Here is a 14553-nt window from a genome sequence, read left to right on the forward strand (position 1 = left end):
AAGCCGAAGCCGAAGCCGAAGCCGAAGCCGAAGCCGAAGCCGAAGCCGAAGCCGAAGCCGAAGCCGAAGCCGAAGCCTCTCTTACGTCGCCTGATCAGACCGTCGCAGAACCGCCGGTCGAAAAACGCGGCGGCTTTATCCCGGCGCTGATTGGCGGTGCGATTGCTGCGGCGGTCGGGTTCATTCTGGGTCAAAGCGGCGCGTTCTCCTCGGGTGAGTCCGACGCAATCGCCGCGCTTGAGGCGAAGCTGACCGCACAATCCGATCAGATATCAACACTGTCGAAGTCTCTGACCGACGGGTCGGACCTGACCCAGAAGATTGACGCGCTGACCAGCCAAATCGCGCCAATCACCGCTGTTCTGGATGGGGTGAAGTCCAGCATATCCGATCTGACCAACAAGGTTGATCCGCTTGCCAGCCGTTTGGCCGAGTTGGAAAGTGGCGCGCTGACGCAGGGCGCTTCACCTGAAACCGGCGCGGCCATCGAGGCCGAGCTGAAAAAACTCCAGGACTCTTTGGCCGCGCAACGAGCCGAGGTGGAAAAGATGGTGTCCGACGCTCAGACGCTCGAGGCCGAGGCTGCAGCAAAATCGCTGGCGGCGACCAATGCAGCCCTTCTGTCACGGGTGCATGAACAGTTGAATACGGGTCAACCTTATGGCGACCTGATTGCAGAACTGAAGGCCGCAGGCGTAACCGTTCCCGAGGCGCTGGCAGCACCGGCGACCGAAGGTGTCGCGACGATTGCAGCACTTCAGGACAGCTTTGCGCCCGCTGCGCGCACGGCGTTGGCCGATGCGCGGGACGCAGATAAGGGCACCGGAATTGTCGCGTTTTTGCAGCGCCAGACAGGTGCACGTTCGGTTACCCCGCAAGAAGGTGACAGCCCCGATGCGGTCCTATCGCGGGCTCAAGCCGCTTTGTCGGGCGGAGATGTCTCTGCTGCCCTGGATGAGCTGAAATCCCTGCCCGATGCAGCCAAAGCTGCATTTGAAGGGTGGGAACAGGCGGCCCAGACGCGGGTTTCTGCTGTGGATTCTGCAAATGCGCTTGCCTCAAGCGCGAACTCGAACTGAGGGGCCTGCTATGCTGTGGTCACTGTTTAAGATCCTTGTTTTTGTTGCGATTGTCGGCTTGTTGGCTCTTGGCGCCGGGTTCCTTATGGAAACCAAAGGCGGGGTGCAGATCACAGCGGGTGGCACGGAATACACGCTTGGTCCGCTTCAATCGGTCATTGCGCTAGGCGTGATGATCATTGCGATCTGGCTGTTCTTCAAGCTGCTGACCCTGCTGATCGCCACGCTGAAATTCCTCAATGGGGATGAAACAGCCCTGTCGCGTTATTTCGACCGCAGCCGGGAACAGCGCGGATATCAGGCATTAACCGATGGGATCATGGCGCTTGCCTCGGGTGAGGGGCGGATCGCGATGAACAAGGCCGCCAAGGCCGAAAAGCTGCTGAACAAACCCGAGCTGACCAACCTGCTGGTGGCCCAGGCCGCCGAGATGAATGGCGATACCCAAAAGGCATCTGAAACCTATAAGAAACTGGTGACGAATAATGCCACGCGTTTTGTGGGGGTGCGCGGTATCATGAAGCAGAAGCTGGCCGAAGGCGATGATGACACCGCCCGGAAGCTGGCCGAAAAGGCATTGGCCATCAAGCCACGCCATCAGGAAACGCAAGATATCCTGCTGGGCCTGCAGACCAAGTCGCAGGATTGGGCTGGGGCGCGATCAACGCTGACCGCCAAGCTGAAATCCGGGCATTTGCCGCGCGATGTGTTCAAGCGCCGCGATGCGGTGCTCGCTTTGTCCGAGGCAAAGGGCATTCTGGACGAAAGTTCGACCGTAGAACAGCAGGAACAGGCAATCGAGGCCAACCGCCTTTCCCCTGATTTGGTGCCTGCCGCAGCGATGGCTGCCCGTGCCTATATCGAAAAAGGCAAGCCGCGTGCCGCAACGAAGATTCTGAAAAAAGCATGGGAGGCACAGCCACATCCCGATCTGGCCCATGCTTTTGCCGATATTGCACCGGATGAATCACCGGCCGAGCGCATCAAACGCTTTGCGACGTTGACCCGCATACACGCGCAGAATCCGGAAACCTGCCTGATTCTGGCCGAGTTGAACATCGTCGCCGAAGATTTCCCCGAAGCCCGCCGCGCGCTGGGGGATGTGGTCGAAAAACAGGCTGATGCCCGCGCCTACACGCTGATGGCAGCGATTGAACGTGGCGAAGGGGCCTCGGATGTGGTTGTGCAGGGCTGGCTGGCAAAGGCGCTGAACGCGCCGCGCGGGCCGCAATGGGTCTGCGACAACTGCCATGACATTCAGCCAGAATGGGGTCCAGTCTGTCAGAACTGCCACAGCTTTGACACGCTCAGCTGGCAAACGCCTCAAACGCCAGAGATCGCCTCGGCCACCGGTGTTCACATGCTGCCGCTGATCGTTGGCGCGCTTGAGGACAAGGCCGACACCGATATGGATGAGGTCGACGAGGCCGATGAGCCTGAGGTTATCGAGGCAGAGATCGAACCGGTTCGGCCTGATATCGAACCGGCCATCGACGAAAAGACCTAGCGCGCACTTTCCACGTCGAAGGCGTCGTTCCACAGCTTGAACAGCTCGGCCCGTCGGTTCTGATCTCTGGCTACCAATAGGGCCGGCGATAGGGCGATGAACCTTCGGGCGCTGGGCGTTAACCCCGTATCGGCGGTGTCCATCTGGGCGACGAGACCCGAAGTTGCCAGCAGGGTTTGCGCCTGTGGCGACAGGAGAAAATCCAAGAATTCCGTGGCGGCCTGTTTGTTCCGCGCCTGGCGCGGGATCATCAGGGCACGTGACAGGACCAGAGTATAGTCTTCTGGCAGGATCACCCCAATGCCCGGAGCCTTGGCATTGGCCACATAAGACCCCAACACGTTATAGGCGATCAAAAAGCGCCCATTGGCCACATCGCGGATGATTTCCGCAGAACAGCAAGTGGCCACCGCGTCGATACGTGCAAAACCTTCGATCAAAGAGCCGAAAGTCGTGGCCTCAAGGCTGTCTCCATAGGCAAACAGATAACCCAGACCCGAGGCCGCGATGTCATAGGTTGCCACGCGCCCACGCAGTAGATCCGGCTGGGTTCGCATCATGTCCAGCAGGGCGAACCGGCTGCGCGGGACGTTCTGATCCTGTAACAAGGTCTTGTTATAGACGATGACGGCGGGTTCGGTTGTGATCCCCCACAGCTCATCCCGCCAGCGTCGCGCGGCGGGCAGGGCATTGGTAAGGTCGGATTGAAACCGGTGTCCGCAGGCCGAATTCACCAGCCAGACCATCTGTTGAATCGCGGATGAGAACACGATGTCTGCAGGATTCTCACCTGATTTACAGACCGTGCGGCTATGTTGGAACAGAGCGTTAGATCCCCATTGTTCATAAGTGACCTGCAGATTGGGGTTCAGCGCCGTAAATCGTTCGAGCACGGGGGCGATGATCGCAATGTCGGTGGTTGACCGGATCAACAACGGATCCTGACCTGCGCCGAATTCTGCGATGGCTTCTTGGGCGCGCGAAAGCGAAGGAATCAAACTCAGCACGGCAAGGGCTAGGGCTCGGATCATGTGCTGATCTCATCTGTTCTGGCCGGGAAACTCAGCGCAGCGCGAAACCCGGTTTCATCCCGCCCCATCTCGACTCGGCCGTCAAAGGCCTCAGCGGTGGATTTCACGATGGACAGGCCCAGGCCGGTGCTGTCCTCGCCCGAACCGGTGCTGCGATTGAACCGGTCCCCCAGCTGATCGGCGATTATGGTCGCAGGTCCGGGACCCTGATCGCGCACCCACAGAACAGCGCGCGCGCCCTCTTGCGCGGCGCCAATACGGACGGGTGGCAAACCATGACGCAGAGCGTTGCCAAGCAGGTTCTTGGCGGCTTCGCCGATCGAAAAGGCATCGCCATTCACAAGAACTGGCGTATCGCCGATTTCCAGACGCACCTCGATGGTGGGGGCCATCAATTCATGATCGCTGTGTTCCAGCACGTCCAGCGCCACTTCGCGCAGGTCGACGGGCAGCCGCGGGGCGCTGTCGATACGGTGGATCACCATGGCGCGCGACAGCAACTGATCCAGCAGCGTGCCCAGTGACCGGGTGCGCCCCAACAGCCGATCCAGCGCGCGCGTGCGGGCTGGAAGGTCGGGATCGTCCTGCGCAATCTCGGCCTGTACCCGGATTGCGGCCACGGGTGTGCGCAGCTGATGGGCGGTGTCGGCAATCAGGTTTCGCATCGTGTCCACTTGCCGGTCCAGCCGCCCCATGAACCGGTTCATCGCGCTTAGCATCACCTGCAATTCGCGTGGCAACCCGTCGCTGGCCATCGGTGTCAGGTCATAAGGATCGCGGCGGGTCAGGTCATCGGACAGCGCCTCAAGCGGGCGCAGGGCCGAGCGGGTGACAAACCACGACATGATCAGCAGCAACATCCCGGCCACCGCCATGGGCAGCAAGCCATCGCGCATCAGGCCCACGGTCATGGATTGGCGCGCGCGCAGGGTTTGGCCGACCAGAATTTCCACCTCGCCCGAGAAATCGCGCTCGGCAAACAGGCGGGTAACGCGGACGAAACGGGCGGGTTCCCCGTTCAGATCAGAGGCGAAATAGACCGGCGCAGTGCCGGTCTGTGGCGGCACCTCGATCACGGTGTCCCGGTCCAACCCGGTTATGAACGGGCCATCCGGTACCTGAACCGCATAGAAAATACGGTCATCAGGCGCCTGTGCCAACAGTTGAAAGGCCGAGACTGGAAGGTCGACAAAGGGTTGGCCATCTTGAATGCGAACGGATTCGGCAATGTCACTGGCCGCGCCCAGCAGCAGCCGGTCATAGGCCTGCCGCGCAGCAAGGCGACCATTGGCCCAGATCGACAGACCAACGAGAAACCCGCCCAGAATCAGGATCAAAACCACCGCGCTTAGAACGCGGGCCGTCAGGCTGTGGGGCAGGCGCAGCCTAGTCATTCAGACCGATCCGATACCCCACCCCACGCTGGGTGGTAATGCTGATGGCGCTGCCGGTGAATTTTTTGCGGAGCCGTGCGATATACAGCTCGATCGCGTTTTCCCCCACATCGGCGTCTTCGAACCCGTAAAGCGAGTTATACAGCCGGGATTTCGACAGATACTGACCTTCGTGCCGGATCAGGGCGTCCAGGACCGCCGCCTCGCGCGCGGTTAGGTTCAGGCGTTTACCGTTCAGCGTGGCGCTGCGATCCTTGGCGGCATAGATCAGCGGACCCAGCGTGATCTGTTCGCTTTTGCGATCGGCATCGCGCCGGACAAGGGCGCGCAACCGCGCCTCAAGCTCGCGCTGGTCAAAAGGCTTGCCCAAATAATCGTCGGCACCTTTGTCCAAAGCGGCGACACGATCTTCGACCGAAGTCAGTGCCGTCAGCATTAGCACTGGGGTGCGGTCGCCGCTGTCTCGGATTTTGCCCAGAAAGTTCAGGCCGGACCCGTCAGGCAGGTTTATATCCAAAAGCATCGCGTCATAGGTTTGAACTGCGCGGAAATCACGTGCGGATTCGACGGTGGTCGCCAGATCACAAACGACGCCCGACCGCGCCAGATGAGCTATTACGCCTTCGGCCAGATCTACGGCATCCTCGATCATCAATACGCGCATTGTCCCCCCGCGCCCTGCCCTGAATTTCTGTGACAGGTTCGTGACAGCATTATTCTGTAAACAGTACCAGCCCGCAAGGACAGTCCCTTGCGGGAACAGGTTTCGGTTGCAGGACGCAGCCCAAAAAGACCAGAGGAGGAGACACGAATGAAACTGTTTGGAACAAGCGGCGCGATTGCGGCTGCTGTTTTTGCCCTGTCCGGCGTGAGCGCCAGCGCACAGGAATGTATTGCCCCGGCCAACCCCGGCGGCGGTTGGGATTTCACCTGCCGTCAGGTCGGTAAATCTCTGCAGGATCTGGGTCTGATCGACCAGACCATGCAGGTTGTGAACCTGGCCGGCGGCGGTGGCGGTGTTGCCTTTGCCGAGGTCGTCAACAAGCGCGGCGAGGATAATGAGCTGATCGTAGCGGCCAGCGCAGCCACGGCGACCCGCCTGGCGCAGGGCGCCTATCCAGGCAACACCATGGATCAGGTGCGTTGGCTAGCGGCCATCGGTGCGGATTATGGCGTGATCGCCGTTGCAGCCGATAGCGCGGTTAACACGCTGCCCGACCTGTTGGATCAGATCAAATCCGATCCGACGTCTGTGTCCGTGGCGGGCGGTTCCGCCGTAGGCGGTTGGGATCACCTGAAGGTTCTGATCGCGGCCAATGCCTATGGCATCGAGGACGTACGGTCGGTCAAATACATCGCCTTTGATGGCGGCGGCGAAGCTGTGACCCAACTGTTGGCCGGTTCGGTTCAAGCCTTTACCGGTGACATCTCGGAAGCCAAGGGTTTTGTCGACTCGGGCGATATCAAAGTCATCGCCGTATTGGCGCCTGAACGTCTGCCCGGCGAATTCGCTGATTTCCCGACGGCCAAGGAACAGGGCATTGATGCCATCGGTGCAAACTGGCGCGGGTTCTACGCCCCTGGCGGAATGAGCGATGAGGCCTATGGCGATTGGGTCGGTAAGATCGGTGATCTTTACGCCTCAGATGAATGGAAAGAGGTCATGGCCGCCAATGGTCTGGCCCCGCTGGACCTGCAAGGCGCAGCTTTCCAGGATTTTGTTGCGCAATCCGTGGGTCAGATCCAGACCATCTCGAAAGAGATCGGGATCATCAAATAAGACCAGCACTCACCTGAGAGCGGGGTGTCGCGCCGGGCGCGCGGCACCCCGACCAGACCCATACTTCCCTTACATAGGAGATACCCATGAGTGATCGCATATTCGGGGTCTTCGGCATTCTTCTTGCCATCGGCTTTGCTCTGTCAGCGTTGGCGATTGAAGAGAGCTTTCTGTCAGACGCGGTTGGCCCCAAGGCCTTTCCACTGATTGTCGCCGCCATCCTTGGCCTGTCCAGCGCGGTCATCGCGTTGCGCCCGGATGCCGAGCCCGAGTGGCCCGCGCTGGGCCGGCTGGTCGAAGTCGGCGCCGCTGTAGTCGTGATGATGTTCTATGCCGAGCTGTTGCCGGTTCTGGGATTTGTAATCTCTACCGCCTTTGCTGCGGCTTACCTGGCCTGGCGGCTGGGATCTGGTCCGATCGAAAGCGTAATGGTCGGAATCGGTACTTCTGTCGGTATCTACGTCATCTTCCATCTGGTTCTGGGCCTGTCACTGGCTCGCGGACCATTGGGTTTCTAAGGGGAACGTCATGGAAACTCTTGCATCCCTTGGCGATGGATTCGCTATCGCGCTAACATGGCAAAACTTGTTGCTGGCCCTGCTGGGTTGTTTTCTGGGCACGATCATGGGCGCGTTGCCCGGTCTGGGCCCGTCGAACGGCGTGGCCATTCTGATTCCTCTTGCGTTCACGCTGGGGCTGGGCGCGACGCCGTCTCTGATCCTGCTGACCAGTGTTTATTATGGGGCAATGTATGGCGGGAGAATCTCGTCGATCTTGCTGAACATCCCTGGGGACGAGCCTGCGATGATGACCTGCTTGGACGGGCATCCGATGGCCAAAAAAGGCCTTGCGGGCGAGGCGCTCTCGCTGTCCGGTATCGCCTCATTCATTGGTGCGTTTCTGGCCACATGGGGCCTGATCTTTTTGGCGCCGCAGCTGGTCAAGATCGCGCTGCTGTTTGGACCGGCTGAGTATTTCGCCCTGTTCGCGCTGGCCTTCATGACGCTGGGCGGCGTGTCCTCGACCAATCAGGCGAAATCGGCCTTTGCCGCTGCGCTGGGCCTTGGGTTGGCGACCATTGGTGTCGATACCCAGACCGGCGTACCGCGGTTCACCTTTGGTGAGGTGCACCTGTATGATGGGCTCGATTTCCTTGTCGCCATTGTCGGCCTGTTTGCCCTGTCCGAAGTGTTCATCTTTCTGGAAAACCGTCATGGCGGGTCGGATGCCGCTGGGCGCAAGTTGAATATCGGGCGGCTTTACCCGCCGATGTCGATGATCAAGCAATGCATGCCGACCATGCTGCGCACCTCATTCTTGGGCTTTCTGGCGGGGGTTCTGCCAGGGGCCGGGGCGTCTTTGGGCTCGTTTATTTCCTATTCGATGGAGAAACGGCTGGTCGACAAGGACAACACATTTGGCACCGGTGATCCGCGCGGCGTCGCCGCGCCCGAGGCCGGCAACAACGCCGCCGCCGGAGGGGCCTTGGTGCCGATGCTGGCGCTGGGCGTGCCGGGGTCAGGGACCACCGCCGTGCTGCTGGCGGTTCTGCTGGCGCTGAATATCACGCCCGGACCGCTGCTGTTTACCCAGAACCCGGATGTGGTCTGGGGCCTGATCGCTGCGCTCTTCATTGCCAACTTTATGTTGCTCGCGATGAATATCCCGATGGTGGGCCTGTTCACCCGCGTCCTGATGGTGCCCTCGCGTATCCTGATGCCCGTCGTGGCGATGGTCAGCTTTGTTGGTATTTACGGCATCTCGGGGTCCAGCTTTGACCTGCTGGTGATGATCGGGTTCGGTGTCATGGGCTGGGTTCTGCGCAAGCTGGACGTGCCGCTGGTGCCGATCATTCTGGGCACGCTGCTGGGCAACTCGATGGAGAATAACTTGCGCCGCGCGGTTACCATCGACAATGGCAACTGGTGGACGCTGGTTGACAGCCCGCTGGCCATCGGCTTGTGGTCCATTGCCCTGATCGGATTTGTTCTGCCTCTGATCGTAGGCGCGCGTGTCAAAGCCAAGATGCATCAACGCCGCGACGAAGAGGGCGCGATCAGCGACTGACCGCATTGGGCGTCACCGCAAACCGGTGGCGCCCGATTAGGTAAGATTTGGGGTCGCGTATCCTGATCTGAAACAAAAATCTGAAACAAAAAATTGAAACATTTGGCAAAAACCGCGTTATTGATAGGCACAAAGCTGTTGTGCGAAGGATGCCAGAATGGAACTCAGTGACGAAATCCGCATCGCTGCCCCGCGGGACGTGGTGTATGAGGCGCTGAACAACCCCGATATCCTGCAGGAATGTATCCCCGGCTGCGAAGAGCTGACCCAATCTTCGCCGCAAGACCTTGAGGCAAAGGTGGTTCTGAAAATCGGTCCGGTGAAAGCGCGGTTCGCGGGTCAGGTCACGCTGGATAAATCCAAGGCACCGGACGGATTTTCGCTGCAGGGCGAGGGCAAAGGCGGGGCTGCCGGGTTTGCCAAGGGCGGTGCCGATGTGACCCTGACCGAAGACGGGTCCGAGACGGTTCTTGCCTATACTGCTAAGGTGGATGTCGGCGGCAAGATTGCCCAACTTGGCAGCCGTTTGATTGCCGGGACTGCCAAGAAACTGTCGGGGAAATTCTTTACCCGGCTCGGAGAGATCGTCTCAGAACAATCCGGCAGCTAGCCAGTTTCGCGCATTTCAGTTGACGGCGACCTCATTCGGCGCAATCACAAGAAAAACTGGCGGGCCAAACCCGAAGCAGGAGGCCAGAGTGATGGACTACGCGCAGCTGGAACGTCTTGAGAAGCGGGTTTCACTCAAGCCCAATGACCGACAGGCCATCCGGCAGCTTGTGACGATGCTGGAATACTCCAACCTGCCGAAACAGCATCTGGGCGCCTACAGCAAAGCGCAGCTTGAGGTGACGGGCGGGTTGAAAAAGGGCTGGCAGGCAGCCCTGGTCGACACCGGGCGGCAGACTGCCGCCTATTCCGGTTGGATGAAAGCCCTGGACACACAGAATATCCAGTTGGCTGTGCCCATCGCCCAGATCTATGTGGGTCAAACCATCACCATCAATGGCGAGCATGGGAATTGCGGCCAACGCCTAAATTTCTTTGAAGAAACCAAGGTGATTTGTGGACTGTGCCACGAGTGCTACAAGGTGCAGATCCTGCCAGAGAACCTTGAGGGGATGTTTCAGGTCTATTTCTTGCTGCTCAACCTGCAGCTGCCCAGGGACAATGCCAGAAAAAGCATGATTGAGCTGCGCGAAGCGGTCAAGTTCCCCTATAAGGCGTATATCTATTGTGAGTCGATCGCAGAGGCGAAAGAGTGTCTTGCGATTTTCCGTGCCGCACAGGTGGAATTTGAGATCACCAGGGTTCATTCGAAAATATCCCACGGATGTTCTGAATACAGTATGGAATACCCCGCGTTTAAGTATTCCGAGGATGCTGGGGACGACTTTGAAACACCATCCGATTGGAGCGGGATCGAAGAGGCGTATTTCACGGACATTCCGATGCCTGCCCCGGAAAGACCAAGCAATTCCAAACCGATCCTCAGCTTGCGGGACGTTTTTGCCTTTCGCACATGGGTCAGGTTCGCTGAGCTGATCGGTGATAAATCCTGCGAAAAATATGGAACACGTCTCGGCCCGGAGCTGCCTCAGCCCTTCGTCAAGCGTGTACAGGGGCAGGCGCGGGACCGGCACAGGGAAATGGTGGAGCTTTCTGCACAGGGTTAGCAGCTGTAGCCCATGTGCCAGTGCTGACGCGCGACCGTGGTCTAGACCGGAAAGTCCAATCCCAAATCCACGGTGCGCGCCGAATGGGTCAATGCACCTGAAGAGATATAGTCAACACCCGTTGCCGCGATTGAGGCGATGCGATCCAGTTTCACATTGCCCGAGGCTTCGGTCTTGAGCCTGCCATCCACCATCGCGACAGCCTCGCGCAGCATGTCATTGTCCATATTGTCCAACAGGACGACCGAGGCGCCTCCGACCTCAAGCACTTGGGCCAGTTGGTCCAGCCGATCCACCTCGATCTCGACGGCCATCATGTGGCTGGCATGGGCCTTGGTGGCCTCCAGCACCTGACGCACCCCGCCAGCGGCTGCGATGTGGTTGTCCTTGATCAGGATCGCATCTGACAAAGAGTATCGGTGGTTGAACCCGCCGCCATGCAGCACGGCCAGTTTTTCAACCAGACGCAGGCCGGGGGTTGTTTTGCGGGTGCAGGTGACGCGGGCCTTCGTGCCTTTGGTCTCTGCCACGAAGCCTGCGGTCTTTGTCGCGATTCCGGTCAGCCGACCGGCAAAGTTCAGGGCCACCCGTTCGCCCGACAGGATTGAGGCGGCCGATCCCTTGATGGTCATCAGCGTATCGCCCTTTTTACAGGGCTGGCCATCGGCAATATGCGTGGTGATGTCCAAAGAGGGGTCGATCAGGCGAAACGCCAGCGCTGCGACCTGCATGCCGGACACGACCGCATCCTCGCGCGCGTTCAGGCAGGCGTCATAGGTGGTGCCCGCCGGGATCACCGCGCGGGTGGTGACGTCACCATAGCTGCCCAGATCCTCCATCAACGCAGTGCGGATCATCGGTTCAAGGACAAGATCGGGAACGGTGGAGAAACTCATTACGGCTCCTTGCAGGCCTGCGCGCGAATGGCGAGCGCTTGGGAAAGATACATCTCGGACCGTTTGCCGGGTCCGGCCGAGGGGTCGGGGAAATCGGATCGTTCATGCGCGCCACGGCTTTCTTCGCGCGCCAATGCGCCTGCCGCGATCAACGTGGCAGTGGCGCACATGTTCAGGAAGGACGGGTTGTCGCTGTTAGCCGCCTCGAGCCGCGCGATGATGCCAAGGGCTTTGGTCAGGCCCTTGCGATCACGGATGACGCCGACATAACGGGTCATGGTCTGGCGCAGCTCTGTCACAGCGGCGGGGTCGGATGGGGTACCACCGTCCTCTAAACTGATTTCCAGCGGCGGCGTCGCGCCGGGCGCTGGCAAGGTTCCGGCGATGCCTTCCGCGCAGATTCGGGCATAGACCAGCGCTTCAAGCAGACCGTTCGAGGCCAGACGGTTGGCGCCGTGCAACCCGGTCGAGGATGCCTCACCGCAGACCCATAAGCCGTCGATACTGGCGCATCCGCTGGTGTCGGTCGCGATGCCACCCATGTGGTAATGCGCTGCGGGGGCGACTGGGATGGGCTCCTGCGCCGGGTCGATTCCATTGCGGGCGCAATATTCCGCGACCGAGGGGAACTGAGCCTTGATCTCCTCGCCCAGAACCTCGCGCGTGTCCAGCATGGGGCGGTTGCCCGCCTGAACCTGAGCATAGATGGCGCGGGCGACGACGTCGCGCGGGGCAAGCTCGGCATCCGGGTGGATGGCCTGCATGAACCGCGCGCCATGACGGTTGACCAGAATGGCGCCTTCACCGCGCAGCGCTTCGGTTGCCAGCGGCGCAGGGTCTTCGCCGACATCCATGGCGGTGGGGTGAAACTGCACAAATTCGGCATCCGAAATCAGCGCCCCCGCGCGCGCAGCCATACCGATGACCTGCCCACGGATACGCGGCGGGTTGGTGGTCAGCGCATAGAGCCCACCGGACCCGCCCCCGGCCAGCAACACGGCAGCCCCGCGCAGCATCACTGGGGCTGACCCGCCCTTATCCGCACGCTGAATGCTGACGCCGGTAACACGCCCATCCTCGACATCCAGCCCTAGGGCCATGGTGCCCTCCAGCACCTGGATCGAGGGTATTTCCCGGACCTGCTCGATCAGGGCGGCCATGATCTGCGCGCCTGCCTGATCGCCCTTGACCCGGACGACACGGGCAAAGCTGTGCGCGGCCTCGCGCGACAGCACGTAATCGCCGCCCGCGGTCCGGTCGAAAGGTGTGCCCAGCGTGGTCAGGTCCAGAATATAGTCGCGCGCCTGACGCGTCACCAATTCGGCCACCTGCGGGTCAACGGTGCCCGCACCGGCATTTACGGTGTCGTCCGCGTGGCTTTCCGGGCTGTCATGGGCGTCCATCGCCGCAGCCACTCCCCCCTGCGCCCAGGCGGAACTAGCACCGTTGCCCAACGCTTCAGGAGAGATCACCACCACCGGATGCGGGACCAGTTTCAGCGCAGCATACAGCGCGCCCAACCCGGCGCCCACGATGATAACGCGGTCGGTGGTGAGGGTTTCCATCTCGGATCAGAGACCCAGCTTTCGCGACAGGTCGATCATCGCCTGCACCGAATGGCGCGCTTTTTCCGCGATCTCGGCTTCAACCTCGACCTGACCTTCCATCGTGTGCAGCACATAGAGGATTTTTTGCAGCGTGATCTTCTTCATGTAGGGGCACATGTTGCAGGGGCCGACAAAGTCGACCTCGGGCAGTTCATCGGCGATGTTCGAGGCCATCGAGCATTCGGTGATCAGCATCGCCTTTTCGGGCTTTTCGGTGCTGACATACTTAATGATCCCGCTGGTCGAGCCAGAGAAATCGGCCTCGGCCACCACTTCGGGCGGGCATTCCGGGTGGGCTATCAACCGCGTGCCCGGATTCCATTTGCGAAAATCGCGCAGGTCTTGCGCGGTGTATTGTTCATGCACGATGCACGAGCCCGGCCAGTACACGATGTTCTTGCGGCTTTCATTTGCCACGTTCTGCGCCAGATACTGGTCCGGCGTCATGATGACGGTGTCGGATTCCATCGCATCGACGATCTGAACGGCATTGGACGATGTGCAGCAGATATCGGATGCCGCCTTCACCTCGGCGGTGGTGTTCACATAAGAGACGACCGGCGCGCCGGGATATTTGGCGCGCATCTCGTCAATCCCCTCGGCGGTGATGCTTTCGGCCAGCGAACAACCCGCGGCCATGTCTGGCATCAGCACGGTTTTCTGGGGGCTCAGGATTTTCGAGGTTTCGGCCATGAAATGCACGCCCGCCTGCACGATCACATCGGCTTCGACGTCGCTGGCCTTCATTGCCAGCTGCAAGCTGTCACCCACGAAATCCGACACGCCATGAAAGATTTCAGGCGTCATGTAGTTATGGCCCAGAATGACCGCGTTCCGCTCTTTTTTAAGCGCATTGATCGCCTTGATATAGGGCGCATAGATCGCGAAATCCGGCGGCGTCACCACCCGGTCCATCCGGGCATAGGTCTCCTGCATTTCCTCAACCAATTCGGTCGAAGGTGTCAGGTCATAATGCTGAGAAAGCACATTGGTGATGCTCTGGTGAGTGACATTCATCTCGGCAGTCCTGCCTTGCGTATTGGGGTGGGAAAGGGGTCGGAATTCGTGCTGCCCGACCGTCCAAGAAAACGGTTGATTTCAAAGACGCACGCCTCTGATCGCATAATTCGAGCGGTTTTGGTCATGCGATCTGGATCATTCCGCATAACCGATGCCTTCGGTCGATACACATGCATAGCAAATCGGCATGAAAAACCGCTCTGAATATCCTACTCAGTTGCGGGATGCATACGGTGAATTCCAGGCGCGGTAAACATACAAAACCCCAAGCCAATACCGGTATACCTGGATGAACGCGCTTACCTGCTGCAAATTTGCGGTTCGCGGAACAGCTTGTGGTCATCTCGGGTCGGGTCTCTGACGAGGTGTATGGCCCGGGCGGCACGGCCCAACTTGTTACATTTCGTAAGAATTGAGAAAACATCAGGCAAAACTTGACGCTGATCGTGTCGACGTCCCTTAATCGGGGCGTTGGCGTCCGGGCCAGACCCGGACC

The 14553-nt window shown here is 59.9% G+C and carries 13 protein-coding genes; 7 read left to right on the plus strand and 6 right to left on the minus strand.

From position 1 onward, the window contains the following. The coding region (locus AC2FJW_RS18710) for a COG4223 family protein (RefSeq protein ID WP_496751035.1) at positions 1-1079 on the plus strand (1079 nt) is incomplete at its 5' end. Positions 1080-1089: 10 nt separating this feature from the next. After that, on the plus strand, positions 1090-2586 hold the full coding sequence (locus tag AC2FJW_RS18715) for a heme biosynthesis protein HemY (protein WP_271950672.1): 1497 nt from the start codon (positions 1090-1092) through the stop codon (positions 2584-2586). On the opposite strand, the gene AC2FJW_RS18720 is transcribed toward AC2FJW_RS18715, so the two are convergent. From AC2FJW_RS18720 to AC2FJW_RS18730, 3 genes are read right to left on the minus strand one after another with little or no spacing between them, the layout of a single operon-like run. Continuing rightward, positions 2583-3617 (minus strand): ABC transporter substrate-binding protein, encoded by a 1035-nt coding sequence (locus AC2FJW_RS18720; RefSeq protein ID WP_496751036.1) that lies wholly within the window; start codon positions 3615-3617, stop codon positions 2583-2585. The two genes, AC2FJW_RS18715 and AC2FJW_RS18720, sit on opposite strands and share 4 nt — an antisense overlap. Beyond that, a complete protein-coding gene (locus AC2FJW_RS18725) occupies positions 3614-5011 on the minus strand; it encodes a sensor histidine kinase (protein ID WP_496751037.1) in 1398 nt (465 codons plus the stop codon). The genes AC2FJW_RS18720 and AC2FJW_RS18725 overlap by 4 nt, the downstream gene beginning before the upstream one ends. Continuing rightward, entirely contained in the window at positions 5004-5675 is a 672-nt protein-coding gene (locus AC2FJW_RS18730; protein ID WP_281973876.1) for a response regulator transcription factor, read from the minus strand. The genes AC2FJW_RS18725 and AC2FJW_RS18730 overlap by 8 nt, the downstream gene beginning before the upstream one ends. 147 nt (positions 5676-5822) lie before the next feature. On the opposite strand from AC2FJW_RS18730, the gene AC2FJW_RS18735 reads away from it, so the two are divergent. The 5 genes from AC2FJW_RS18735 to AC2FJW_RS18755 all read left to right on the plus strand — a co-directional run bounded on the left by AC2FJW_RS18735 (position 5823) and on the right by AC2FJW_RS18755 (position 10534). Then, a complete protein-coding gene (locus AC2FJW_RS18735) occupies positions 5823-6791 on the plus strand; it encodes a Bug family tripartite tricarboxylate transporter substrate binding protein (protein WP_142637503.1) in 969 nt (322 codons plus the stop codon). A gap of 86 nt (positions 6792-6877) precedes the next feature. Next, entirely contained in the window at positions 6878-7309 is a 432-nt protein-coding gene (locus tag AC2FJW_RS18740) for a tripartite tricarboxylate transporter TctB family protein (RefSeq protein WP_496693124.1), read from the plus strand. 10 nt (positions 7310-7319) lie between these two features. Beyond that, a complete protein-coding gene (locus AC2FJW_RS18745) occupies positions 7320-8858 on the plus strand; it encodes a tripartite tricarboxylate transporter permease (RefSeq protein WP_142637508.1) in 1539 nt (512 codons plus the stop codon). Between the two features lie 157 nt (positions 8859-9015). After that, positions 9016-9468, plus strand: a complete 453-nt coding sequence (locus AC2FJW_RS18750; protein ID WP_142637510.1) for an SRPBCC family protein — start codon at positions 9016-9018, stop codon at positions 9466-9468. A 91-nt stretch (positions 9469-9559) separates the two neighbouring features. Further along, positions 9560-10534: a hypothetical protein gene (locus tag AC2FJW_RS18755; RefSeq protein WP_496751038.1), complete on the plus strand. Its 975-nt coding sequence runs from the start codon at positions 9560-9562 to the stop codon at positions 10532-10534. 41 nt (positions 10535-10575) lie between these two features. Here the strand turns inward: AC2FJW_RS18755 and nadC are convergent, their stop codons facing one another. The 3 genes from nadC to nadA are packed head-to-tail and all read right to left on the minus strand — an operon-like array spanning position 10576 to position 14054. After that, complete coding sequence (gene nadC / locus AC2FJW_RS18760; RefSeq protein ID WP_496699053.1) at positions 10576-11430, minus strand: carboxylating nicotinate-nucleotide diphosphorylase; 855 nt, start codon at positions 11428-11430, stop codon at positions 10576-10578. After that, positions 11430-12995, minus strand: coding sequence for an L-aspartate oxidase (locus AC2FJW_RS18765; RefSeq protein WP_496751039.1), 1566 nt, complete (start codon positions 12993-12995; stop codon positions 11430-11432). The genes nadC and AC2FJW_RS18765 overlap by 1 nt, the downstream gene beginning before the upstream one ends. Before the next feature lie 6 nt (positions 12996-13001). After that, positions 13002-14054: a quinolinate synthase NadA gene (nadA, locus tag AC2FJW_RS18770; RefSeq protein ID WP_496751040.1), complete on the minus strand. Its 1053-nt coding sequence runs from the start codon at positions 14052-14054 to the stop codon at positions 13002-13004. Positions 14055-14553 lie beyond the last annotated feature (499 nt).

This window comes from Ruegeria sp. CDSA020, assembly GCF_059612345.1.

What these genes read in the sequence shown, in the direction of transcription:
- AC2FJW_RS18715 (WP_271950672.1), top strand. Translation starts at nt 1,090, where the DNA reads ATGCTGTGGTCACTGTTTAAGATCCTTGTTTTTGTTGCGATTGTCGGC.
- AC2FJW_RS18720 (WP_496751036.1), bottom strand. Translation starts at nt 3,617, where the DNA reads ATGATCCGAGCCCTAGCCCTTGCCGTGCTGAGTTTGATTCCTTCGCTT.
- AC2FJW_RS18725 (WP_496751037.1), bottom strand. Translation starts at nt 5,011, where the DNA reads ATGACTAGGCTGCGCCTGCCCCACAGCCTGACGGCCCGCGTTCTAAGC.
- AC2FJW_RS18730 (WP_281973876.1), bottom strand. Translation starts at nt 5,675, where the DNA reads ATGCGCGTATTGATGATCGAGGATGCCGTAGATCTGGCCGAAGGCGTA.
- AC2FJW_RS18735 (WP_142637503.1), top strand. Translation starts at nt 5,823, where the DNA reads ATGAAACTGTTTGGAACAAGCGGCGCGATTGCGGCTGCTGTTTTTGCC.
- AC2FJW_RS18740 (WP_496693124.1), top strand. Translation starts at nt 6,878, where the DNA reads ATGAGTGATCGCATATTCGGGGTCTTCGGCATTCTTCTTGCCATCGGC.
- AC2FJW_RS18745 (WP_142637508.1), top strand. Translation starts at nt 7,320, where the DNA reads ATGGAAACTCTTGCATCCCTTGGCGATGGATTCGCTATCGCGCTAACA.
- AC2FJW_RS18750 (WP_142637510.1), top strand. Translation starts at nt 9,016, where the DNA reads ATGGAACTCAGTGACGAAATCCGCATCGCTGCCCCGCGGGACGTGGTG.
- AC2FJW_RS18755 (WP_496751038.1), top strand. Translation starts at nt 9,560, where the DNA reads ATGGACTACGCGCAGCTGGAACGTCTTGAGAAGCGGGTTTCACTCAAG.
- nadC (WP_496699053.1), bottom strand. Translation starts at nt 11,430, where the DNA reads ATGAGTTTCTCCACCGTTCCCGATCTTGTCCTTGAACCGATGATCCGC.
- AC2FJW_RS18765 (WP_496751039.1), bottom strand. Translation starts at nt 12,995, where the DNA reads ATGGAAACCCTCACCACCGACCGCGTTATCATCGTGGGCGCCGGGTTG.
- nadA (WP_496751040.1), bottom strand. Translation starts at nt 14,054, where the DNA reads ATGAATGTCACTCACCAGAGCATCACCAATGTGCTTTCTCAGCATTAT.